Source organism: Pseudoalteromonas sp. Of11M-6, from assembly GCF_022347905.1.
Lineage (GTDB): Bacteria > Pseudomonadota > Gammaproteobacteria > Enterobacterales > Alteromonadaceae > Pseudoalteromonas.
The window spans coordinates 13,803-37,054 of record NZ_JAKRFW010000050.1 but is presented as its reverse complement, the minus strand read 5'-3'; the positions used below and the strand labels follow the sequence as shown (position 1 = coordinate 37,054).

General features: G+C 43.3%; 20 protein-coding genes. 10 read left to right on the top strand and 10 right to left on the bottom strand.

All coding sequences use genetic code 11. The features are described 5' to 3' along the window. Positions 1–180 precede the first annotated feature (180 nt). The 6 genes from MHN32_RS19640 to fadI form a co-directional block, all read right to left on the bottom strand. Entirely contained in the window at positions 181–456 is a 276-nt protein-coding gene (locus MHN32_RS19640; protein ID WP_010377735.1) for a YfcL family protein, read from the bottom strand. Positions 457–469: 13 nt separating this feature from the next. Next, positions 470–1,591 (bottom strand): ATP-NAD kinase family protein, encoded by a 1,122-nt coding sequence (locus MHN32_RS19635; protein WP_239422586.1) that lies wholly within the window; start codon positions 1,589–1,591, stop codon positions 470–472. Next, positions 1,581–2,147 (bottom strand): elongation factor P hydroxylase, encoded by a 567-nt coding sequence (locus MHN32_RS19630; RefSeq protein ID WP_102057912.1) that lies wholly within the window; start codon positions 2,145–2,147, stop codon positions 1,581–1,583. The genes MHN32_RS19635 and MHN32_RS19630 overlap by 11 nt, the downstream gene beginning before the upstream one ends. A 76-nt stretch (positions 2,148–2,223) precedes the next feature. Continuing rightward, positions 2,224–3,756 (bottom strand): sensor domain-containing diguanylate cyclase, encoded by a 1,533-nt coding sequence (locus MHN32_RS19625; RefSeq protein WP_235368676.1) that lies wholly within the window; start codon positions 3,754–3,756, stop codon positions 2,224–2,226. A gap of 204 nt (positions 3,757–3,960) precedes the next feature. Further along, a complete protein-coding gene (gene fadJ / locus MHN32_RS19620) occupies positions 3,961–6,063 on the bottom strand; it encodes a fatty acid oxidation complex subunit alpha FadJ (RefSeq protein ID WP_239422585.1) in 2,103 nt (700 codons plus the stop codon). Continuing rightward, positions 6,063–7,373 carry an acetyl-CoA C-acyltransferase FadI gene (fadI, locus tag MHN32_RS19615; RefSeq protein WP_010605222.1) on the bottom strand — a complete coding sequence of 437 codons (1,311 nt, stop codon included), beginning with the start codon at positions 7,371–7,373 and terminating at the stop codon, positions 6,063–6,065. Before fadI ends, fadJ begins: the two co-directional genes overlap by 1 nt. A 268-nt stretch (positions 7,374–7,641) precedes the next feature. Here fadI and MHN32_RS19610 point away from each other — a divergent pair, with 268 nt between their 5' ends. From MHN32_RS19610 to MHN32_RS19570, 9 genes are all read left to right on the top strand, one after another. After that, positions 7,642–8,598, top strand: coding sequence for a MoxR family ATPase (locus MHN32_RS19610; RefSeq protein WP_010377722.1), 957 nt, complete (start codon positions 7,642–7,644; stop codon positions 8,596–8,598). 4 nt (positions 8,599–8,602) lie between these two features. Next, positions 8,603–9,556, top strand: a complete 954-nt coding sequence (locus MHN32_RS19605) for a DUF58 domain-containing protein (protein ID WP_239422584.1) — start codon at positions 8,603–8,605, stop codon at positions 9,554–9,556. After that, positions 9,557–9,988 carry a DUF4381 domain-containing protein gene (locus MHN32_RS19600; protein WP_010605220.1) on the top strand — a complete coding sequence of 144 codons (432 nt, stop codon included), beginning with the start codon at positions 9,557–9,559 and terminating at the stop codon, positions 9,986–9,988. It begins immediately after the preceding gene. After that, entirely contained in the window at positions 9,981–10,964 is a 984-nt protein-coding gene (locus MHN32_RS19595; RefSeq protein ID WP_102057908.1) for a VWA domain-containing protein, read from the top strand. Before MHN32_RS19600 ends, MHN32_RS19595 begins: the two co-directional genes overlap by 8 nt. 4 nt (positions 10,965–10,968) lie before the next feature. Then, the gene (locus MHN32_RS19590; RefSeq protein WP_239422583.1) at positions 10,969–12,933 is read left to right on the top strand and encodes a VWA domain-containing protein; all 1,965 of its coding nucleotides are present in this window, start codon (positions 10,969–10,971) and stop codon (positions 12,931–12,933) included. Then, on the top strand, positions 12,927–14,558 hold the full coding sequence (locus MHN32_RS19585; protein ID WP_239422582.1) for a BatD family protein: 1,632 nt from the start codon (positions 12,927–12,929) through the stop codon (positions 14,556–14,558). The genes MHN32_RS19590 and MHN32_RS19585 overlap by 7 nt, the downstream gene beginning before the upstream one ends. A 156-nt stretch (positions 14,559–14,714) precedes the next feature. Beyond that, a complete protein-coding gene (locus MHN32_RS19580) occupies positions 14,715–15,230 on the top strand; it encodes a sigma-70 family RNA polymerase sigma factor (protein ID WP_010605216.1) in 516 nt (171 codons plus the stop codon). Beyond that, complete coding sequence (locus MHN32_RS19575; protein WP_010605215.1) at positions 15,230–15,949, top strand: DUF3379 family protein; 720 nt, start codon at positions 15,230–15,232, stop codon at positions 15,947–15,949. The genes MHN32_RS19580 and MHN32_RS19575 overlap by 1 nt, the downstream gene beginning before the upstream one ends. Positions 15,950–16,093: 144 nt before the next feature. After that, positions 16,094–16,939 carry a Tim44-like domain-containing protein gene (locus MHN32_RS19570; RefSeq protein ID WP_010605214.1) on the top strand — a complete coding sequence of 282 codons (846 nt, stop codon included), beginning with the start codon at positions 16,094–16,096 and terminating at the stop codon, positions 16,937–16,939. Positions 16,940–16,965: 26 nt separating this feature from the next. Here MHN32_RS19570 and MHN32_RS19565 read toward each other — a convergent pair whose 3' ends face one another. Further along, positions 16,966–17,769: a kinase gene (locus MHN32_RS19565; protein ID WP_239422581.1), complete on the bottom strand. Its 804-nt coding sequence runs from the start codon at positions 17,767–17,769 to the stop codon at positions 16,966–16,968. A 205-nt stretch (positions 17,770–17,974) separates the two neighbouring features. Here MHN32_RS19565 and MHN32_RS19560 point away from each other — a divergent pair, with 205 nt between their 5' ends. Continuing rightward, positions 17,975–20,356, top strand: coding sequence for a TonB-dependent receptor (locus tag MHN32_RS19560; RefSeq protein WP_010605212.1), 2,382 nt, complete (start codon positions 17,975–17,977; stop codon positions 20,354–20,356). A gap of 62 nt (positions 20,357–20,418) precedes the next feature. Here the strand turns inward: MHN32_RS19560 and MHN32_RS19555 are convergent, their stop codons facing one another. The 3 genes from MHN32_RS19555 to MHN32_RS19545 form a co-directional block, all read right to left on the bottom strand. Then, the gene (locus MHN32_RS19555) at positions 20,419–22,428 is read right to left on the bottom strand and encodes a TonB-dependent receptor (RefSeq protein ID WP_102057902.1); all 2,010 of its coding nucleotides are present in this window, start codon (positions 22,426–22,428) and stop codon (positions 20,419–20,421) included. A 136-nt stretch (positions 22,429–22,564) separates the two neighbouring features. Further along, the gene (locus tag MHN32_RS19550; protein ID WP_010379248.1) at positions 22,565–22,825 is read right to left on the bottom strand and encodes a hypothetical protein; all 261 of its coding nucleotides are present in this window, start codon (positions 22,823–22,825) and stop codon (positions 22,565–22,567) included. Between the two features lie 171 nt (positions 22,826–22,996). Continuing rightward, positions 22,997–23,248 carry a hypothetical protein gene (locus MHN32_RS19545; RefSeq protein ID WP_010605210.1) on the bottom strand — a complete coding sequence of 84 codons (252 nt, stop codon included), beginning with the start codon at positions 23,246–23,248 and terminating at the stop codon, positions 22,997–22,999. Positions 23,249–23,252: the final 4 nt, after the last annotated feature.

Here is a 23,252-nt window from a genome sequence, read left to right as displayed (position 1 = left end):
TGCTAATCAAGCGCTGCCCTTTGGGTTCACCTGAGTGCGCTTTGTTCATTGTTGCTCAACTTTTGCCTAGATTACTAGGCGGCAAGTCGAGCGTCGCGATCAAAGCACACTCAGGTGAACAAAAATCAAACAGCAAAGGTCAACAGGCCCTAGCATCTGCTACTCTCAGGTGAGGTGCGGTTATTTTAGATTTTGCACCTGCTCCCAAATAGAAACCACGTGCGCTTTATCATCGTCATTTAGCTCTCCATTTCGGTATGCTTTTACCAAGCTGCTTTCAACTTTGGCATTTAGCTCATCAATCGAAAGATCTGCTTCCTCTACTTGTGCATAGCCTACCGCTAAATCAAAGTGACCGCGTAAATAGCCACCAGCAAATAATTCATCATCGCTCGCTCTATCAACAAGCTCATCAAAAAACTGCTGCGCTTTCTCTACATATTCTACTAAAGACATAGTTATTCCTAAATTATTCTTGATGGCCTATGGCGTACATTACATGGTCATTGAACCCAGTGATCACTTTAATAAATCCAGCTAAGGACTCATCAAGTTGTTCGTCACCGGTATCAGCAATTAAAGGACGACCATTTAAGGCCTTTAATTTCGATTTTGTGGCGATAAGGATAATATTATCTTTGCCGATTTTTTTGATGAGGTTAGGACTTAGCTGCTGATTACCGCGGCCAAAAATATGTCCTTGCCCACCAATTAATGTGATCACTAGCTTTGTTTTGTTATCAGCAAGCGACAACAATTGCTGCGCAGTTTGATCTTGGGCGATCAGCGCTTGGTCCCTTACAACATCAACACCTAGAAGTGTATTATCAAGTCCCATCTCTTCCATCACTGCTGCAACGGTAGAACCAGACCCCATAATGTAGGTTTCATCTTCTTCCATTTCGGCAACCACGTAGGCAGCGATATCGGCTAACACTAATTCATCGCTTTCTTTACCACCGTTTTTCACCGCTTGCACATATCTCAGCTCGGCCGGCACTTGCATTTCACCAAATCGCTTAGCGCGCACAGTCCCTTCACGAAATGCAGCTTCATCAATGTCCATCACATCGGCTTCACCAATGGAGACGAGCTCTCCGGTAACCAAAAGTTCAACGACTCTACCTGCTGCTTTTGGCGTTATCGCGTATACGCCGCTATGAATTTTGCACCCAGCAGGGATCCCAAGTACAGGACATGAATCACCCACCGCGTGGCAAATGTTGCGGGCAGTACCATCGCCACCAGCAAACAAAATCAAATCGACACCATGCTGTTGCATCATTTGCGCTGCGGTCTCGGTATCTTCAGGACGAGTTGCCGTACTTTGAGTTTGATAAATCACTTGGGTGTTAAAACCCAGCTCTTTTGCCGTACGCTCCCCCATCTCACCATTAACAGTGTATATTTCGATATTTTCTTGACGTGAAAGCAGTTGTGTTAAAGCCGTTTTTGCTCGCTGATTAGCGCGAGGCTCTGCACCTAACGCCAAAGCTTGTTGAGCTGTTTCTGCGCCATCGCTACCTTTTAGTGCAACGCTCCCACCAAGTCCAGCTAAAGGATTGATGATAAGTCCAAGCTTAAATTGCATCGTCAAACTCCATGCTTAGCTCTGTCGGGATATCCCAGTTAAATTGCTGCTGGCGTAAAGGCCAAGGTGTATTATAAAAATTGCGTAATGCGTTGAGTAGTTGAGTTGTTCTGGTATTAAATCCGCTTTCTAATAAAGCTAGCACTTGCTGATGCACCCGTTGTTGAAAGCTGAAACGGCAAGTTTGTTCACCGTTGAGGTTATCAACGGAAACATTAAATGAAAAACCAGCTGCGACGCTTAACGCCCACTCAATCGCTTGTGGTTTCACTTCCACTTTTTCAAATTCGAGCTGCTGCGCTTTATCTCGTCCATCGGGACAATACCAGTAGCCGTAATCTTCGAGTTGACGACGCGCTTCACCCGCAACAAGCCAGTGCGCAACTTCATGCAAAGCACTAGCATAAAAGCCATGAGCAAAAATAATGCGGTGATGAGGGTATGATTCATTTGCAGGTAGATAGATGGGCTCGTCGTCGCCCACTACCAGCTCCGTGTTGAGCGTGTGCAGGAATAACCCATTAAAAACAGCAATGAGGTCTTCTATTTTATGCATCAACATCCGCCACAAGTCTAAACTGGGCGCAAATTGTAAAGTTTTTAGCGGCTAAAGTAAAAGATCTCGTTTTAGACTATGCCTTTTTGTCCAACGAGCTGCGTGGCGCGATATAAAGCGAAGCACGATCACGACCTGACTTTTTCGACTCATAGAGGGCTAAATCAGCTTCTTCAAAACATCGTTTGTGATTAAAGCTTTCGCCAATAAGCTCGTACCCCGCGACGCCAATGCTAAATGTCAGTCCAAAACTGGTGAAACGGGTAAATTCATGCACCAGTCGTTGTGCAAAATTAAGCGCGGCATCCGGCCGAGTTTCAGGGCAGATAATCACAAATTCATCACCGCCCCATCGTCCAATATGGTCGCTTGGGCGTGCTTGCTCTCTTAGAAACTGCCCAACTTCCTTCAATGCATTATCACCATCTTGGTGTCCTGCGGTATCATTTAATTGTTTAAAATGATCAACGTCGATTACCAGTAGCGATAGCGCTCGATGATAACGTATGGCCCGCTGCACTTCTTCTTTCAGCAGCGCTTCAATCTTTCTGCGATTCATAACCTGAGTTAAGAAATCCAGTTCAGCTCGGTTCTTCAATTCTTGTTCTTGACGTAAATCTCGGATCACCGCAATAAAAACATCATTTTTAGAGACGGACACCGTGGATAACGCGATATCCACCGGGATCTCCACACCTGATTGATGTCGCCCTACAATTTTAAGGCCATCATGCGTCACTCTGCGCATCGTAGAGGTACCTTGGAACTTTTCTCTGTCCGCGACGTGTTTACCGGTATACCGTTCTGGGATGAGGTCTTCAACCTTCATACCTAGTAGTTCTTGAGGTTGATAACCAAACAAGTCAGTACACGCCTTATTGACTTCTTTAAGCCTACCGTCTTTGTCACAATATAAAATGGCATCAGGAGTAGAATTGAATAACTTTCGTTTCTCGTTGATAAGTTTAACCACAAAAATGAGCGTGAAGATGTTTAAGCAAGCAAACAACAAGACTATTGGTAGTAACAACAATACACCGGTGTTACTCAACTCTTGGGTTTGAGCAAGCTTTACAGATTGATTTTGCTTTGCAAGCTCAAATTTTTCTCCAATCAACTTACGCAAATAGTTAAATGCAACTTCTGCGTCAGTGTCATCTACTCTCACTAAGCGGTCCACCACTTCAGAGCTCAACCTACCTGATGTAAATTTTGACTTAGCAAGCGCAAGCATTTGTGTATATTCATCAAAGGTGTGTTGAATAACGGCTAATGCCTTTGTCTCTTGACTGCTTAGCGCCGTACTTTGCAATTTTAAGATGGTCGCTTTGGTGGCTTCAACATCAGCTAAAGCCTGTTCGTAATAAATCTCGTCTTGACGTAGTACATAATTTTTGAAGTGATGAATAAAGCCGTTATAACCAAAACTACGCTCTAGCTCAGCTAGCAGCTCGGCACGTTTAATTGCAACTTCAGTTTCTGATTGCCATGACTGATGAAATGAGGAAATGGAGTGGTTTAACAAAGTGGACCAATAAAATAGACCACCACTCACCAAAATAGTAAATATAACTAAGCCACTGATCTGCAAAAAAATACGTTTATTCATATACTCTGCTGTCCAAATTCAGCAAATCCTAGAGTGCAGTAAGCAAAAGAAGAAATTAGAGGCCGTCTAGGTGCTGTAGAATCCATGTCGATGGTACAAAAGTTACATACCATTACAGCTACTAAGTCTAGACCAGAGAACGAAAAAAGCCGCATTACAGCGGCTTACAGATAGGATATTTTCAATTAAGATAAATTGGTATCGTTACTCGTAATAAGCTTTGCCTTCTTCGGCCATTGCGAGTAGCGGCTCCGCAGGTGTAAATACAGGGTTGTCAGCAGCGTATGTTGATAGCTCTGAACACACCTTATTGGCGCCTTTTTTGTCCATATAACTAAATGGGCCGCCCAAGAATGGTGGGAAACCAATGCCAAAAATAGCACCGATATCACCATCTCTTGCATTACGAATAATACCTTCATCAAGACAGCGCGCAGCCTCATTGAGCATCTGTGCAACGCAGCGGTTCGCAATTTCTTGTTTATTCAATTTAGGAGAAGGCGTGACACCGAGTAACTCATAAACTGACTCGTCCACTTGCTTGCCTTTTTTACCTTCATAGGTGTAGAAACCACGACCAGATTTGCGACCAAGACGTTTGCTATCTATCATACGTGCAAAAGCATCCGGCGCCTTAAAGCGAGCACCTAATTCTTTTTCTAGGATTGGCGCAATCTTAGAGCCAATGTCTACACCTACTTCATCAAGAAGCGCAAGAGGACCAACAGGGAAACCAAACTCAACCAAGGCTTGATCGATTTTCTCTATCGGCTCACCGGCAAGCAAAAGATTTGCCGCTTCGTTGACATAAGGAGCCAGAATACGGTTTACGTAAAAACCAGCTTTGTCTTTTACTACGATTGGGGTTTTCCCCTGCTTGCGAGCAAACGCCACAGTGCGCGCAATAACCTCATCACTGGTGGTATCGTGCGGAATGATCTCCACCAGCGGCATTTTTTCTACTGGCGAGAAATAATGCAAACCAATTACGTTTTCAGGACGCGTTGCTTTTGCCGCGATTTGGCCGATTGGTAATGATGACGTATTACTTGCAAATATCGTACTCTCACTGCATTCGCGTTCAATATCCGCTACCATCGACTGTTTCAGGTCTAAGTCTTCAAATACAGCTTCAATCACCATGTCTGTGTGTTTGAAACCAGAGTAATCTGTTGTCCCCGTGATCATATTCAAAGTTGACTGCATCTCTGCCTTTGAAATAATACGGCGCTTTTGGCGTTGAGTTAGGATCTTATAGCTGTAATTTAATGCGTTGCTAATGCCTTGATGCGCAACATCTTTAATACGTACTGGTGTGCCTGCTTTAACCGCACTAACATGGGTAATACCCGCCCCCATTAAACCACCGCCTAGCACTGCAACACGCTGCACAGGAGCAAGATCTTCACCTTGGAAATCCTTTTTCATTTCCGTTGTCGCAAAGAAAATCCCACGTAGCGAGCGGGATACTTCAGACATCACTAAATCAGCGAAACCCTCGGCTTCGGTTTTGTAACCTTTAAGCTTGTCCAGCTCTACAGATGCACGTACCGCTTTGATGATAGCGAGCGGCGCTGGATAGTGACCACCCGTTTTCTTCTCAACATTTTCTTGTGCTTTTTTGAAAATGATATTGCGTCCGAACGGGTTAGACTCTAGCAATTGGCTAATTTTGTCTAAATTCGGTTTGCGAGGCTTAGGCTTACCTTTTCTGGCAAGCTTCACCGCTACGTCGAGTAAAATACTGTGCGGCACGGAATCGTCAACTAGGCCCGCTTTTTTCGCTTGCTTAGGTCGAACTTGTTTACCAGTTAGCATCCATTCAAGTGCTTTTTGAATACCAACTAATTTTGGTAGACGCTGTGTACCGCCACCACCTGGCAATAGACCAAGCTGTACTTCAGGAAGACCCAGTTTAGTCTTGCTGTCTTCGGTACAAACACGGTAATCACAAGCCAGCGCAAACTCCAAGCCGCCCCCCAGTGCTACACCGTGGATCGCGGCAACGGTTGGGAATGGTAAATCAGCCAATTTAAAGAAGGTTTTATGACACATTTCCGAAATCGCTAACGCATCTTCACGGGTTTTCGCGCTGTCTAGCATTTTAATGTCTGCACCAGCGATAAAATTATCGTCTTTACCACTGATAAAAACCATACCCGTTACGTCGTCTTGCTTACTCTTTGCGATGATCTCTAATAATTCATCAGCAAATGTATCACGTAGGGTGTTCATTTTTTCGCCCAGCACGTCGATGGTGACGATGGCGACTTTATGGTCGTTTAATTCATAAGAAAATACTGACATTATGCGCTCTCCAATACGAATGCTGCTCCAAGACCACCTGCAGCACAGGCTGTTGTCAATGCAAGGCCACCGCCGCGGCGCTTAAGCTCATGTAGGCTTTGCGTGATCAAGCGTGCACCGGTTGCTGCGAATGGGTGACCATATGCAAGTGAACCACCAAGCACGTTAAACTTATCCATGTCGATTTCGCCAATTGCTTTACTGCGACCAAGTTTTTCTTGCGCGAATTTGTCTGAGCCAAACATTTTCATATTGGACAGCGCTTGCGCTGCGAAAGCTTCATGCATTTCTATCAGGTCAAGATCAGCAAGGGTAATACCCGCTCGGTCAAGTGCTACAGGCGTTGAATGTGCAGGACCCATCAACATATCTTCGTGTACGCCGATTGCAGAGAAGGCGAAACTACGCACATAACCTAAGATATCGTAGCCAAGCGCTTTTGCTTTACTTTCGCTCATCATTAATACTGCCGCTGCCCCATCGGTCAGTGGCGTTGCATTTGCTGCAGTTACTGAGCCGTGCTGTCTGTCAAATACAGGCTTTAACTTGGCGTAGCTTTCCAATGAGGAGTTTTCACGGATGTTATTATCTTTATCAATAAAGCTTTTGTATGGCTCAACATGGGCAGCCATCACTTCATTGTTTAATAAGCCTTCTGACCATGCTTTTGCAGCTAAGGTATGTGAACGGTGCGCCATCGCATCTTGATCTGCACGGCTGATCCCGTGAGTCTTAGCCATTTGCTCAGCGGTTTGCCCCATTGATAAGCCAGTTGAATATTCCGCAACTGCCGGTGGCACTGGCAGTAAGTCTTTGAGTCTTAGCTTTGAGAAAATCTGTAAACGCTGTTTAAGCGTACGTGCTTTGTTCAAGTCAACAAGGCTACCGGCAAGCTTTTTGCTCACGCCAATCGGTAACACTGATGAAGAATCCGCACCACCAGCAACACCGACACTTACTTGGCCTGAAATAATGCTCTCTGCAACGTTAGCAATCGCTTGAAAACTGGTTGCGCATGCACGTGATACAGAGTAAGCATCAACAGAAACTGGCATGCCAGTGCCAAGCACGATTTCACGCGCAATGTTTGGTGCTTCCGGCATTTGTACAACTTGGCCGAATACCAGTTGGTCGATTTCTTTACGATCGAAGTTCAAACGCTCAAGCATTTCGTTGACGACGATTTTGCCTAAATCTAGGGCTGGAACGTGGTGAAAAGCGGTAGCTTGCTTTGCGAATGGCGTACGCAGGCCGCTCACGATAGCGATTCGGTCGCCTTTTGATGTTTTTAGTATGTTTTGTTCAGACATGAATTTTGCTCTCCCGCTGACAGGTCTGACCTGTTAATTTCCTCCGATTCTAAACAACCAAATCGAAGTTGCCAATAGCAAAGCACGAAATGGCTGCTTTTTAAACCGTGAAAACCAACTTTAGATGCTTTTTCAAGCAATCTCAAAGTATTTGAAATTGTTATTTAAAATTTATGAACTTTTCTAAAATTATGGGTCTAATCAACTTGATTATTCATTCAGCGTCCATATAACTATTTTTATTTTTGTCGGCTTAAAAGGCAGTCTCATGGCAGTAAACGAGTTTTCTCAACTAAAAGAATATTTAGACACCCAAATTTTAGGACAAAGTGCACTGACCGAATCCTTGCTTATCGCGCTCTTAGCGGATGGTCATTTATTGGTTGAAGGCCCCCCAGGTCTGGCTAAGACCCGTGCGGTAAATGCACTGGCTAAAGGCATTGAAGGGAGCTTCCAACGTGTCCAATTTACCCCTGACTTATTGCCTTCTGATGTAACTGGTACAGATATCTATCGCCAACAAACCAATGAATTTGTATTTGAGAAAGGCCCGCTTTTTCATCATTTGATTTTGGCTGACGAAATCAACCGAGCGCCAGCCAAAGTGCAATCAGCGCTACTAGAAGCAATGGCCGAGCGCCAAATAACCGTTGGCAAAACAACGTATCCGTTACCTGAGCTATTTATGGTAATGGCAACGCAAAACCCGCTTGAACAAGAAGGTACATACCCGCTACCTGAAGCGCAGCTCGACCGCTTTTTACTCCATTTGAATATTGATTACCCGGACGCAGAAACCGAGGTCGATATTTTGCGCCTCACCCGTGGCGAGGCGTTGGAGGAGTATCAAGCAACCTTCACACCGATTAGTCAGGCAACCCTATTTGAAGCCCGTAAAACCGTGCTAAGCATGCATCTTGCTGAACCACTGGAGCAATATCTTGTGCAATTGATTATTGCGACCAGACAACCACAACGCTTTGATGCAACGCTTGCGAGTTGGATTGATTATGGCGCGAGCCCTCGAGCTACAATTGCACTTGATAAATGTTCTCGTGCTCATGCTTGGCTACAAGGCAGAGATTTTGTCACACCAGAAGATATTCAAGCTGTGGTGCATAACGTGCTACGCCACCGTATCGTGCTGAGTTATGAAGCACAGGCGGATGGGATCACCAAAGATCAGGTGATCAGTAAGATTTTAGAATTGGTTGCTGTTCCATAATACTATGAACAACATCAAGCAGTTTAACTCGGCCAGCTGGTTTAATGAAAGCCACAGTAATGGTGTCGAACTCAGCCTGAAAGAGCTACTTTTTTATAAGTCCAAAGCGCATTTACTTTCGCTTAAACCGAGAGGAAAAGTGAAAAGTGCTCAATCAGGTCAATACCTTGCACCGCATAAAGGTCGAGGTATGGAGTTCGCTGAAGTCAGACAATACCAATATGGTGATGATATTCGTGCGATTGACTGGCGAGTTACCGCACGTACCGGTGAAGCACACACGAAACTCTTTCAAGAAGAGAAAGAGCGACCCGTTTTTGTATTTTGTGACTTTTCCTCAAGCATGCTATTTGGTTCAAAGCTGTTACTTAAGTCAGTACTTGCTGCGCACTTAGGCATTTTAGTGTCTTGGGCTGCATGCCAACGCGGCGACCGTGTTGGTGGTGTGGTATTTAATGACAGCAATCACCACGAGCTAAAACCGATTGCTCGCGACCGTGGAGTGCTTGCGCTAGCTCATCAGTTCTGTGCCCTACACGAACAAGCATTAATTCAAAAAGAGACTCACCCCTCGGGGGATCGTTTCAATGAGAATTTAAAACGACTTGTGCATCTAGCCAAACCTGGCAGCCTGATTTATCTCATTTCGGACTTTACGGAGTTGAATGATGAAAGCTTTAAATTGCTAGAGCGAGCCACTCGCCATAACGAAGTCATTGGTTGTATGGTAAGCGATCCTTTTGAGCATCATCTGCCTGAATACAGTCAAGCAATTGAGGTCTCTGCTGGTGAACAAAACTGGACATTGCCCTTGATGGACAAGCAATTTAGAGACAAATTCTCGCAAAATGCGTCTGACTTTTTCAATCGAAGATTAGCGCTACTTAAGCGTTCTGGTATGTCGTTACAAAAGTACGACGCGTCATTACCAATCGAATTACAAATCATGAGGGGTTAAATGCAAGTCAATCCACTCGACCAGCTTAATGATGTGGTCATCCCTCAAAGCGTGAGCTGGTGGCCACTTTCTTATCCAATGTGGGGAGCCATTTGTGTTCTACTCACAATATTTGCGGCTACGTGTTGGCTATTATATCGTCGCCAGCAATTTTTAAAGGCAAAAAAGGAAGCCGTAAAACTGAGTCATTCGCAGGATAATGCCCAAGCATTACACACCATACTCAAACGTTTAGTAAAACATTATTACGGTGATACCGCTGCGAGTAGATCGGGCCAAGCATGGTTAACGCTGCAAGCAAGACTCACACGTGTTGAACTCACTCAGCAAGAGCTCGACTCGTTATATGCTCCGACTCAAGACCCCGCACTCAGCGATAAACTATGTCGTGCGATTAATACCTTCAAAGTGAAGGAGCGTCTCGATGTTTGAGTTTAGTTGGCCCCTTGCCTTTTTATTGTTACCTCTGCCTTGGCTAATTGCGAAGTTTAAACCGAGTATCGCGCAGACCAACATTAATATTCGTATGCCAAGTGCCGCAAAGTTACAACTCGCGAGCACAAATCAACTCAATAAGCGCGCAAAAGTAAGCCTAGTGGAAACACTCGTCTGGCTACTACTGGTAACCGCAGCGGCAAACCCGACTTGGCTTGACGACCCAATCGTTGTGCCAAACGAGGGACGCGATATTATGCTTGCCGTTGACTTATCGGCTTCAATGACAGAGCAAGATATGGAATACCAAGGTCGCTTAGTGGACAGATTGTCTGTCGTCAAAGCCGTTGTTAGCGACTTTATCGAAGCGCGCCAAGGAGATCGTCTAGGACTTATTCTTTTTGGTGACACCGCGTTTTTGCAAACGCCACTCACCCGAGATTTAGCGACGGTTAGCCAAATGCTTAGTGAGGCACAAATTGGTTTAGTTGGACGCGCCACAGCGATTGGCGATGCTATTGGTTTGTCGGTAAAACGTTTTGGCGAACGTGAACAAAGTAACAAAATCTTGATTTTGCTGACCGATGGTCAAAACACCGCGGGCAACCTTCAACCAGAAGAAGCACTGATCTTAGCCCGAGAAGAAGGCATAAAAATTTATACCGTTGGTGTTGGCTCTGATGGTAGACGCGGTTTTGGTTTATTTGGCTTTAATTCAATGGCCGGTAGTAGTATCGACGAGAAAACGTTGCAACATATCGCCAAAGAAACTGGTGGGCAATATTTTCGCGCAAAAGACGTGGAAGGCCTACAACAGATCTACGCTATGCTCGATGAGCTAGAGCCAATAAGTGATGAAACACAGACTTTCCGTCCTAAGATTTCACTGTTTTATATTCCTCTCCTCGCGATACTCGGCTTGCTTTTTGTGGCTCAGCTAAGTCTCGTATTAAGAACAAAATTAAGAGGGTAAATATATGGAATTTGAATTTATTCGCCCACATCTGCTTTGGTTACTTATTCCTTGGGTGATATACAGTGCACTGCAATGGTCTAAAAAGTCCAATCAAAAATCAGCGCAACTTATCGCACCGCACCTGATGAAGGTGGTGATGGGATCCAGTGGTCAAAAACACCAAAAACAAAGTAACTCTTGGCTTAGTATTGTGTTCTTTTTGTTGGCCATTATTGCGGTTGCGGGACCAAGTATTGAAAAACAAGAAGTACCAGTATTTAAAACTCAAGCACCTAGAGTGTTAGTGCTCGATATGTCTTATTCTATGTACTCAACCGATCTCGCGCCAAACCGCTTAACACAAGCGAGATTTAAAACTTTAGACATGCTCAAGCTCTTTAAAGAGGGCGAAACGGGTTTAGTTGCTTATGCAGGTGATGCTTTTACTGTGTCGCCACTCACAACGGACGTCACCACTCTTGAGAACTTGATCCCGAGCCTTCGTCCAGAGATCATGCCCTCAAAAGGCTCTAACGTATATGCAGGTATCGAAGAAGCCGTTAGCTTGTTAACAGGTGCAAGTGCAACCTATGGTGACATTATTTTGGTAACCGATGGACTTGAGCAAGAAGACGCTGAAGATGTGCAGAGCCTCCTTTCTGACAGCCCATTTAAGCTAAGTATCTATGCCTTAGGCACGGCGCAAGGCGCCCCCATCAAATTACCTGAAGGCGGCTTTTTAAAAGACCAATATGGTCAAATAGTCGTGCCAAAACTATTCCCTACTCGACTCGAAAAACTCGCTAGAGTAAAGGGTGGAAAGTTTGCCAGCTACACAACTGACAGTAGCGATATAGATACATTCGAACCTAATTTGGATGCAAATACATCTGTGGTAAAACGGGACAGAGAAAATGCTAAGTGGCGAGTAGATGCTGGAATATATCTGCTGGTTGCACTTATCCCACTCGCACTACTACTGCTTAGAAATCATGCTGTTATGCTCAGTACTTTGATTGTTTTTGCCATGTTGCCAAAGCAAAAAGCGCTGGCGAATGAATGGACACAGTGGTTTAAAAATAGCGACCAAAACGCACTGCAGGCCTACCAAAATGAAGCGTTTGATGAGGCAGCCCTTGCCGATAATCCGGTACTAAAAGGCGCAGCCCTTTATAAAGCCGGAGATTACGAAGGAGCGGTAAAAACACTCGAACAAACAAGCTCAGCAGAAGGCCAATACAATTTAGGCAATGCACTAGCACGGCTTGGTAAGTTAGACGACGCGATTTCTGCCTACGAAAAAGCCTTATCCTTAGATCCTGAGTTTACGCAAGCGAAGGATAATAAAGCGCTAGTCGAAGCGTTAAAGGATCAACAAGGTCAGCAAAACCAACAAGGTCAGCAAGACCAACAAGGTCAGCAAGACCAACAAGGTCAGCAAGACCAACAAGGTCAGCAAGACCAACAAGGTCAGCAAAACCAACAAGGTCAGCAAGACCAACAAGGTCAGCAAAACCAACAAGGTCAGCAAGACCAACAAAGTCAGCAAGACCAACAAGGTCAGCAAGACCAACAAGGTCAGCAAGACCAACAAGGTCAGCAAGACCAACAAAGTCAGCAAGACCAACAGAATTCACAAGCAGGAAGTGAGTCAGAACAAAATAACAACGAGCCAGAGCTAGATGCTGCCCGCCAAGACCAGCAAGCAGCCGAGGAACAAACTCAAGAGCAAAAACAACAGCAAGCGCAAGCCGCACCTACGCCCGATCCCGAACAATCACCGCAGGATGAAGAAAAGGCACAGGCAGCAATGATGCAAGATAGTCGGCCACTTACCCCTGAAGAAATTGAGAAAGCGCAACAGCTTAATCAACTGCTTAGAAAAGTACCTGATGATCCAGCCATATTATTGAGAAATAAAATGCAATTAGAAGCACAACAACGTAAACAAAGACGTCTGCCAAGGGGAGCTGAAAAATCATGGTAAAACGCATTATACTTTTTCTGTCTTTGTTGATATTAAGCCAGACATCGTTGGCTTTGGATAATCTCACAGCAAGCGTAGACAAAAACCCGGTACTGACAGGCGAATATTTCACGTTGTCGATTATCGCTGAGGGTAAGGTCAAAGGCACCATTCCGGATGTTTCAGCGCTTAGTGATGATTTTGTCACCAGCCCTGTAAATACTAGCTCTAGAACCAGTATTATTAATGGCAGCGTTTCAAGTTCCACTACCTGGCAGATGCAGCTCGTTGCGCGCACTCCGGGTACTTACACCATTCCTGCGCTAGAGGTAGATGGTGAAACGACCCAGCCGATCGAAATCAAAGTTGTCGCTCGTGATGATGAACAACAAAGCAACGATATATTCGTAAAAACCGAACTCAAGACAAAAAACCTATATGTTCAACAGGCTGCGCTCTATACCCTTAAACTATATGTAGGAAAGGAGTTACTAGATGGCCAACTAAGTGCTCCAGTTTCAGACGGTGCTAACTTCACACAATTGGGCAAAGGCCATGAAGAATATGAAGTTATAGATGGCCGACGTTTCATGGTGCTCACCCGAGAATACATGATCCAACCGCAAAAGAGTGGCAATTTCACTATTGAACCACCTATCTTCAACGGGCAGATCAGAGATGGCTATCGTAGAATGGCAACTTCTGCGGTTGGCAATACCATCGATTTTTCAGTGTCCCCTATCCCAGCCAACGCTGCTGACAACTGGTTACCAAGTGAGTATTTAAATTTTTCTGAAGAGTGGCAGCCCAAAGACGCTGAATTTACCGTTGGAACGCCTATTACGCGAACATTAACACTCACTGCAGTAGGTGTTACTAAAGAGCAGCTTCCTGACATTCAGCTTGAAGACGTTAATGGATTTAGAATTTATCCAGACGCGTCAGAGCGCAAGCAAATTACCCGAGATGGGAAAGTCATCTCACAGTTAACCATTTCATTTGCTTACCTACCGCAACTTGCAGGTGATTTTACTCTGCCCGAAGTAAAACTCCCCTGGTTTAATACCATCACTAAACGTGAAGAGTTTGCGACGTTACCAAGTAAGTCTATCAGCGTGATTCTTGATCCAAACCAGCCTACTTTACCACAGACAGCTCCAATCCAGCAGCCGCTTTCAAGCCCAAGCGTAAACCCATCACCTGCTACGCAAACCAACGTGGTCACAGAACAAATTATCCCGCTGTGGATGTGGGGACTCGCCGCTTTCGGATACGCATTATGGCTAATAACATTACTAATATGGCGTCTAAGAACAAAACCGACCGCAAGCCCCATAGTAAATACGGTCACTGATGAAAATTCAGCACCTTTTATTTCGTTTGAAAAAGCGGTTAAGCAAGATAACCCAGCGGGCTTTTATCAAGCGCTACTGCACTACATCAAACAACAAAATATCACCATGGCACAATGGCTAGCACTTCAACCCAGCTCATTGCGAGCACAAGTACAAACGCTGCAAAGCTCGTTGTATGGAGGCAATAGAGAAAAAGTAGACTTGTCTCAACTATATGGTGAAATTAAAACCAGTGTTAAAAGCACTGTTCACACAAATAAAAGCCAAAGTTTAGGTAATCTATACCAATAAGCGCCTCAGGGCGCTTTTTTATTGCAAGACGAGTTAGATTTGTTAGTAAATAATTAACAGATCAATTATGCTTGGTGTGAGATACACTCCCAGAATCAACTAAAATAAAATGAGTTTTTGTTGAAATAAACCTGCAAAAAGATAGGTCTCATAGATATGGCCAGTAAACAACATCACTACGAGTCACTGGTTCGGATGTACCACAAAGAGCTATATAAGTTCGCTTATTGGTTGTCTGGCGATCCGACAATAGCAGAAGACTTAGTACAAGAAACTTTTTTGCGGGCTTGGCGCGCACTCGATTCATTACAAGATGAGAATGCAGCAAAGCCTTGGTTATTAACTATTTTAAGACGAGAGAATGCACGTCGTTTTGAGCGTAAGCAATTTGACTATGCGGAGGTTGAACAAGATACGCTGGTCGACGATACCAGTTCGGCTTTGGATGATGCAATGGAGCAAACCGTTGTGCAACGACAAATAGCCAACTTAGCACCAGAATATCGTGAACCACTGCTTCTGCAAGTGGTGATGGGATGTTCTGGGGATGAAATCGCCGATATACTTGAGCTGAATAAAAACACGGTGATGACAAGATTATACCGTGCTCGAAACCAGCTGAAAGACGCTTTAACGACTGAATATGAACCAATAAAGGGGGCATCAAACTAATGGATGAACTCGAATTTCGACGCCGCCTCGTTGCTGATCCTCATGATGAAGAGGTCAAAAAACAGGCCGAACAGCAACCTGAGTTGCAAGTGCTGGTCGAAGAAATGCAAGCTTTCGACGATTTCTTGGGTAAATCACTCGATATTGATGTGCCAGAGGGGTTGGCTGACAAGATAATTGCAAAACAAAAGGAGCTTGAAACGGAAGAACAAAAAGTAGTGAAAGCGTCTTGGTTTAGACGCGCTACCGCACCATTTGCGATTGCCGCCAGTGTATTTTTTGCCGCCGTGGTCTTTTACTTTGGCGGTTTTGGACACCCTGTCGATACCGGTGAACATGCGCTTGCTCATGTGTATTACGAAGAAAATGCACTGCAGAAGCAAGAAACAGTGTCACTGCAAACCGTGAATGAGAAACTCGCGATGTTTGGGGGTAAGTTCGACAACTTGCCGGGTAAAGTGGTTTACGCGACATTTTGTAATTTTAAAGGTCAAAAAAGCCTTCACTTGGTTATGCAATCCGAATTTGGTCCACTCACGGTTTTTGTCGTGCCAGCAGGTCAACAAAGTACAATTGACGGCAAAGATAGTTTTGGTGATAGCCGCTTTGAGGGCTTAATAGCCCATGATGGTAAAGCCAACACTATACTGGTGGCAAACCGAGGTGCGCCAATTGAAACCTTCCAATCAGAAGTGACAAGCTCACTACGCTGGTTATAATGCTACCGCCCCACTCTTTGGGGCGGTGTCTCAATATCCTTACTAAACCTCTCAAAATACAAATTTAATTGAGGTACATACCTATTTAAATAGCCATGTTAGTTCTTTACAATGGCGACAGTTATTTTGGTATATAGGAACTTTATGAAACATTTCATTGTGTTACTTTCCCTTGTTTCTTTTTTATTTACAGCCAGTTTTAATGCTGAAGCGAGAAAGAAGTTTGGTAGTAAGAGCTCAGGCAAAACCCAGCAAACGCAAACGACTCAGCAAAAGCAACAAACAGATACACAAGCATTAAATGCAAAATCTACAGCAAAGCCTAAATCGAGTAAAAAAGGCATTATGGCTGGTGTACTCGGCGGATTACTAGCCGGTGGTCTAATTGCCGCGATGCTTGGCGATGATTTTGAAGGATTCCAATTCCTTGAGATGATTCTGCTTGCCGCTGCTGCCTTTTTAATTTTCAAATTGGTTAAGGGCATGCTTGCAAGAAAACAGCAGCCAACTTATGCCGGCGCGCCACCTATGGGTGGCTACAACAATACTCCACCACAGCAATTTCAAAGCCAAGGACCAATTGGCGGTGGTTTTGGCGCAAGTAGCGTGCCTATGAATTTGCCGAGAGATTTTGACATCAATGGCTTTTTACAAGGCGCAAGACAGCATTATCAAACCATCCAAACCGCTTGGAATAACAACGACTTTTCGACGGTTTCTGAATACTTGAGCCCAGAGTTGGTTGAAGAGTTCAAGCGTGAACGAGAGCAACAAGGTGACGTTAACACTGAGGTGATGTTTGTTGACGCTGAGTTAGTTCGTGCTGATACACGTCCTGACGTTTGGGAAGTAAGCATTAAGTTTACTGGAAAATATCGTGATCTCGGCGACATGCAAGAGGAACCTATCCACGAAATATGGCACTTAGAGCGTAAAACGACGGGAGATGCACCTTGGCTAATCGTTGGTGTTGAAGAGCTAGCAGCATAACTCATCAACTTTAACAAAAATTACACTCAGCTTGTGTATTCGCCAAGCTGAGTGTTTATTTGCAGCACTTCTCTATTCTCACCCAAACACACTTCGATATCCGCGATTCTTGGCAAGCTTCGCATTCCCCATGCCGATAGGCGTTGAAATGGCTGAATAAATTGTCTAACTTGCTCATCACTCATCCCTTTTCCGTTCGATGCTTTGAGCACGTGCTCTTGTTGCAGCCGCCACAGATATACTCTGTCGAAGCTCATTCCATTTAAATAAATGAGACTATCTAATTGTGAAAAAATAGCTTGATACTCTTCACATAAAATTTGATTCACTTTTAAGCGAAACGAACCGTCTTTATCAAATTCTTGCTCAAATTGATTAACGGGAGGTGCTAACTCATCGCTAGACTGCGGCTCCACTCCCATACACCATCCCTCGATAATAAGTACCTGTAAACCCGCATCAACTTTTCGCCATTTTGATTTTGGCAACTTCCTATCTATTGATTTATCGAATACTGGTAAAGTAAATGCTTCACCGCGTTTAAATCTGCTCATAACATATTGTAATAGTTGAAGATCGTGTGTACCAGGTAAGCCTCTTTGTTGAAACAGCGGATGAAACTTTGAAGCAAGTAATGCCCGCTCTTCTGGGTCTAAATAAAAATCATCAAGCGACACACACTTACAAGTAATGCCAACTTCCCTAAGTTGTTTACAAAGAGAATAGCTTAGTGTTGATTTACCAGAACCCTGAACGCCAGAAACTCCGATGACTAACGTTTTATTAGAATTAAATATTCCAAACCCTATTAGACTTTTGGCTAATTCCATATTTCTAAGTATTAATTTTCAAACTAATAACCGTATGATTAGTATAGACTTAAATAAAACAAAAACACCACAACAAAAATAAAGTTACATTAAACTTGAATAATTTACATTAATAAATTATTTTTACCCTTCATTGATACATAGGCAATAGTACAAATATCGGTACTATTGTATTTTTCACACAAAAACAATAAGGGAAATCACAATGAAACCACTGGGGAAGATACCATTTGCTAAGAGTACTCTCTGCCTTAGCATGCTGGCTGCATCAGCAAGCTTTTACGTAACCGCGGAAGAACAACCAGAAAACGGTGCTAAAGAACAAATAGAAAAAATTACCGTTACCTCTCGTCGTAAAGAAGAAACCATCATAGAAATTCCAATGCAGGTTTCTACTATCTCAGCAATGGACATCGCTGATCGAAACTTAGTATCAGCAGAAGACTTTTATAGAACGCTCGCTGGGGCTGCTTCTCCTAGAGGTCAACTTATTTTGCGTGGCTTAAGTGGAGGTAACACTGCATTTCCAGATACAACCAGCGTTTTTGTCGACGACGTTCCTTTTACTTTTGAAAACTTAAACGACGTAGAGCGAGTTGAGGTTTTACGAGGACCACAAGGTACACTTTATGGCTCAAACGCTATCGGTGGTACGGTTAGGATCATCACTAAAAAGCCTGTACTTGATGAATTTGAATTTTTCGCGTCTACACAGGTTGGAAGTGAAAAAGATGTAGATGGTCTACATCGTAATATTTCAATGGGTGTTAACATTCCACTTGTTGATGATACGTTAGCACTGCGTGTAAGTGGTAATACAGAACATGAACGTTATCAAATGGTTAATATGAATACTGGTGTTCAGGGTAACGCAGATCGAGGCTTTATCCGCAGCCAACTATTGTGGCAAGTGGACCCAGAAACTTCTGTTACTCTAGGCTACGCACATACGACATTCAGCGACACAGGTACGACAACAGGTGACCGTTCTACACCAGGTTATTATTGGGACTACAGCCTAACAGCCAATGAGGAAGCAGCTTACGGATATGATGTCGATTTCTTTAAAGTTTCTTGTCCTGAGACAGCTGAGCGCCCTCAATGTAACGCGGGCAACGCACCAATTGCTAACAAAGGTGTGCCACAAAAATACCAAGTGTGGGACTTAATGGACCCATGGTCTGACTCAACTAATGATCTTTTCACTTTAAATATTCAGGATGATAACTTCCTAGATATAGCGTCTTTAACTTACGCAGGCTCTCACCGTACTTATGAAGAAGACAGCATTCAAACGGGATGGAGTCGTTTAGATGCATCAGATATGTTCCGTACTTGGATCATTGACCATCGCAAATATGAGCGTGTGACTCACCAACTGCGCTTCCAAAATATTGATGTAAACTCGCCTCTATCTTGGACTATCGGCGCTTACTATGACGAAGTTGAATACGGCTACGATCCAGACTACCAAAATCAATATCATGAAAAAGGCGACAAAGTATCTGCGCTAGCACTTAATTGGTGGGGGGCAGATGCTACACAAATTGGTAAAGACACATTTGGCAACCCTCAGAACAACTGGAACCTTACCAACATTCGTGATTACTCGGAAGAACTCGCATTCTTCGCTGATGTTGCATACGAATTTGATTTAGGTGATTCCGGTAGCCTTGAAGTGAATGGTGGTGTACGCCGTTTTGAACTTAAAGATGGTTCTCACTACACGCAAGAAGGTATTTGGGCAACTTCTGAAGATAATTTAAGTGGTGAAGAATCAGGTAACCGCTATAAGTTCAGTGTTTCTTACCGTCCAAGTGAAGAAATGTCTGTATACGGCTTATATTCAGAAGGATATCGACCAGGTGGTAACAATGGTCCATTAGCAGCTTCATGTGAGGCTGATCCGCTTGCTAAAAATCGTAAAGACCGTTACACGTCTGATGCTATCGAAAACTATGAGCTAGGTCTTAAAGCAAGTGTACTTGACAGAAAAGTGGATTTCTCTGCTGCAATCTATCGTATCGATTGGACTGATATTAAAACCTCAGTATATATGGACACTTGTGGATTTTCATATACAGCTAACGGTGGTGAAGCTAAGTCTGAAGGTTTTGAGTTTGAGTCAACAGCTCGTTTAACTGACGACCTAACGATGTCATTCAACACGTCGTACACAAGCTCTGAGATCACAGAAGACAATGACTCTATCTCAGCAAGCGCTGGTGATAAGATGACAATGGTACCAGAATGGAATGCATATCTAGCGCTTGATCAAAATATTCAATTGTTCGGTAAAGATGCTTACATCCGAGGTGAATACTCTTTCTATGACGAATATAAAACACACTTTAATGTCCGTGATGAAGATAAAACACCAGCATATAGTGTCTTTAACGTTTCAGGACGTATTCAGCTAAGTGATAGTCTAAAACTAAGTGTATTCGTTAATAACCTATTTGATAAAGAAACTGCTACCTATATGCGTGCTCGCTCTAGAAACGCCAATAATTCAGCAGCACAAGAGTATATTAACTACCTAAATGGCCGCACAATCAGCCTGCGTGTTGATTATACCTTCTTTTAAGTAATAAAAAATGTGCCACCGTATAGGTGGCACATTCATTCTATAAACACCTACCCCATCAGCTAATTAAAATTCTTAATATACTGAATCAATAAATTTCTGCCCTGTTGTGGCACATGACCATCAATCAATCTTGGATCAAATACAGTGTATTTTTTATCAAAAAGATTTTCAGCTTTCAGTTGAATTTTAGTATTGTTATCCAAATTAAAAGAAACGGTACCGCCAATGAGGTAGTAACTTGACTGCTTGAAATCATCTACAGTTGACTCTGGGGGTGCAAGTATCAATGTTGTGTCTCGCCAAATTGCATTTAAAGTAACTTCTACCGCCCCTCTTTTATGAGTAAAGGCAAGCGCAGCAAACTTTTTAAAACTGCCGTTTAATGGCTCGTCAAATAACTGGGTGTATGCACCTTGTATCCATGTTGAGTCACTTAAATTAAAATTAGCATTAACTTCAATACCCTGCATACTCGTCTCAAAGACATTATCAAATGTAAACTCAGCTTGCTCATCATCAATGGATACAAGATTAATAAAATCTTCTAGTTCATTGTTAAACAGTACCGCGTCAAATTGTTTGGACTCGTCTTGATAATGCCAGACCAGCTCTGTCGTTTTTACATATTCTGAAGTTAAGTTCGAATTACCTGATGTAACGTCATCGTTTGAGTTAAGCTCATTACTGACTGGTGTACGAAAAGACTCTCCATATTGTAGCTTAAAAGTGTTTGCTTCATCGTAGCCGTAAACGAATGCAAGCCTTGGCGATAAATTATCGTCTATGTCTTTCACTTCGTCATATCGTGCTCCTGCAAACATACTAAGTTGCTCGCTAAATCGATGCTTAGCTTGAACATAACCCGCATAAGAATCAAAATCCTGACGTAGCGAATAAAATGGCGCGTAGTCAGATATTGTCTGCACACCACCCAAATAGGTATGGTTATAAATAATGATGTCACCAGCAGTTTGGTCATAGTAAGTAGTTCTTACACCTGCTTTACTTTGCTCTTCCTTTGACAACTCAATGCCGAAATTCCATTGTAAATGGTCATTTTGTTTATAACCACCATCTAGGTTATAAGTTAAGTCTCTAGATTGCCAAGCTGGGCCAACTAAAAAGTCACCTCCTTGCGTGATACCTATTTCTGCTGCTGTAACGATGAGCCCTGCACTTTCAATGTTATGCTCAATAAAGCTCAGTTTATGGGTTAACTCGAGTAACTCAGTAATTTGCCACTGATACTCAAATGTTGCCGCATAGTTCTCGCTTTTGTGTTCGTTTTCAGGGGAATAACGGGAAAGATTTAAAAACTCGTCAAGTTGAGTGCGGTTAAACCTTACTTGCCATGTTAACGCTTGATGATTGCCGCCAAACACAGCAAAAAGTGATTCTAACGGGTCTTTTACGGCACCTCCAAAATAGCTATCACCAGTGCGTTTATTAAATGCAATATTAGCGTAGACCAGTGTTTCGTTAGACACTTGCTTTGAAATATTGATCGCCGCTTGAGCGCTGCCATGCTCACCATAGCCAACAGAAAGCTGATTACTATGTTTTTTGGTAATAATATTCATTACACCAAGAAAGGCATTGCTGCCATAAAGTGCGGAGCCCGGGCCTCGAATAAATTCAACTTTATTGATAATTTCAATGGGAATGTACGGGGTGTAGACCGACGCTTTACCGAATGAAGACTCATTCAGCCTTTGCCCGTCAATCATCACTAACACATGTCCAGTATCCAGATACACACCACGGGTATGCTCTTTTGGCACGGCTCCAACCCAATCGCCTCGAGTAGATTGAAAGCCAGGTACAAAATTCATTAAATCATAAACATTGTCGACACCTAGGCTATTGATTTGTTCTGAATTAAAGACAGTAATACTAGAGGGAACCGATGCTCTAGTCTCATCGGTTTTGGTTGCGATAGAGACGTTTACATTCAACAGCTCTTCAAACGACAGCTGATAAAGGTCGGCGTCCATAGCTTCTGGTTCAGCGACTACCGCAAAAGGAATTAAGAATGGAGTGACTTTAATTAACGCGCTTAAGTTTTTCATATTATACGAGCTCTATGTTCCCACACTTCACTCGTAGTGTTAGATTACTCTAACCTACGTAGCAGCATATGATTAACTTAATAATACTTGCTCCTAGCCACTACGCAAGTTTTTGATTAGCCTTTTCTTTTAGACCCTAAGCAGATGCCAACTTTCTCGCTTTGAAATATTTAAATAAACCAATTAAAGACGCTGCGATCCAAAATAACTCTATCACAAAGCTTGCAAGGTTAAAGTTATAACAAAGACTAATCAGTAGTAGGATCGCACCACTTAAATTCATCAAGTTATACGTTAAACTATCGGGAGATGCCTTTTCCAGCTGTAGCATAAAGAATGCACCAACAACCAAGAAAGTGCCTGTCATACCGATGATATCGAACATTAAATCGATCATGTTTTTTCCATTTAGCAAGACCCAATAGGCTGGCCCAGTTCCATGGGAAGGGTCATTTTCATTCATTGAAACAGCAAAGCCAAACGGCGAAATAGTAACAAACTGGGAAATTCAAGACAGGACATTTGTCTGATAACAAAAAAAGGTGAGCAATAAGAATTGAAGTAATAACTACTTGAAGGTGACCTTGCCACCAATCATTTTCAGTGCTGGCGCACCTCTCACTAATGTATCGCGGGCAAACTCTTGCTCACAATTGGGGCAGTTTACTTGGTTGGTGGTAAAGTCCTGGGTGATCCGTTCTTTAAAACATTTGACGAGGCTGCCCTTGCCTCCCTTACGATACTTAAATAGCTGCTGGCGGCATCCAGAACAATAAATATCGACGGTTCTAACAGGGCCTTTTTTATTGGGTTTTGCCATACCG

What these genes read in the sequence shown, in the direction of transcription:
- MHN32_RS19640 (WP_010377735.1), bottom strand. Translation starts at nt 456, where the DNA reads ATGTCTTTAGTAGAATATGTAGAGAAAGCGCAGCAGTTTTTTGATGAG.
- MHN32_RS19635 (WP_239422586.1), bottom strand. Translation starts at nt 1,591, where the DNA reads ATGCAATTTAAGCTTGGACTTATCATCAATCCTTTAGCTGGACTTGGT.
- MHN32_RS19630 (WP_102057912.1), bottom strand. Translation starts at nt 2,147, where the DNA reads ATGCATAAAATAGAAGACCTCATTGCTGTTTTTAATGGGTTATTCCTG.
- MHN32_RS19625 (WP_235368676.1), bottom strand. Translation starts at nt 3,756, where the DNA reads ATGAATAAACGTATTTTTTTGCAGATCAGTGGCTTAGTTATATTTACT.
- fadJ (WP_239422585.1), bottom strand. Translation starts at nt 6,063, where the DNA reads ATGTCAGTATTTTCTTATGAATTAAACGACCATAAAGTCGCCATCGTC.
- fadI (WP_010605222.1), bottom strand. Translation starts at nt 7,373, where the DNA reads ATGTCTGAACAAAACATACTAAAAACATCAAAAGGCGACCGAATCGCT.
- MHN32_RS19610 (WP_010377722.1), top strand. Translation starts at nt 7,642, where the DNA reads ATGGCAGTAAACGAGTTTTCTCAACTAAAAGAATATTTAGACACCCAA.
- MHN32_RS19605 (WP_239422584.1), top strand. Translation starts at nt 8,603, where the DNA reads ATGAACAACATCAAGCAGTTTAACTCGGCCAGCTGGTTTAATGAAAGC.
- MHN32_RS19600 (WP_010605220.1), top strand. Translation starts at nt 9,557, where the DNA reads ATGCAAGTCAATCCACTCGACCAGCTTAATGATGTGGTCATCCCTCAA.
- MHN32_RS19595 (WP_102057908.1), top strand. Translation starts at nt 9,981, where the DNA reads ATGTTTGAGTTTAGTTGGCCCCTTGCCTTTTTATTGTTACCTCTGCCT.
- MHN32_RS19590 (WP_239422583.1), top strand. Translation starts at nt 10,969, where the DNA reads ATGGAATTTGAATTTATTCGCCCACATCTGCTTTGGTTACTTATTCCT.
- MHN32_RS19585 (WP_239422582.1), top strand. Translation starts at nt 12,927, where the DNA reads ATGGTAAAACGCATTATACTTTTTCTGTCTTTGTTGATATTAAGCCAG.
- MHN32_RS19580 (WP_010605216.1), top strand. Translation starts at nt 14,715, where the DNA reads ATGGCCAGTAAACAACATCACTACGAGTCACTGGTTCGGATGTACCAC.
- MHN32_RS19575 (WP_010605215.1), top strand. Translation starts at nt 15,230, where the DNA reads ATGGATGAACTCGAATTTCGACGCCGCCTCGTTGCTGATCCTCATGAT.
- MHN32_RS19570 (WP_010605214.1), top strand. Translation starts at nt 16,094, where the DNA reads ATGAAACATTTCATTGTGTTACTTTCCCTTGTTTCTTTTTTATTTACA.
- MHN32_RS19565 (WP_239422581.1), bottom strand. Translation starts at nt 17,769, where the DNA reads ATGGAATTAGCCAAAAGTCTAATAGGGTTTGGAATATTTAATTCTAAT.
- MHN32_RS19560 (WP_010605212.1), top strand. Translation starts at nt 17,975, where the DNA reads ATGAAACCACTGGGGAAGATACCATTTGCTAAGAGTACTCTCTGCCTT.
- MHN32_RS19555 (WP_102057902.1), bottom strand. Translation starts at nt 22,428, where the DNA reads ATGAAAAACTTAAGCGCGTTAATTAAAGTCACTCCATTCTTAATTCCT.
- MHN32_RS19550 (WP_010379248.1), bottom strand. Translation starts at nt 22,825, where the DNA reads ATGATCGATTTAATGTTCGATATCATCGGTATGACAGGCACTTTCTTG.
- MHN32_RS19545 (WP_010605210.1), bottom strand. Translation starts at nt 23,248, where the DNA reads ATGGCAAAACCCAATAAAAAAGGCCCTGTTAGAACCGTCGATATTTAT.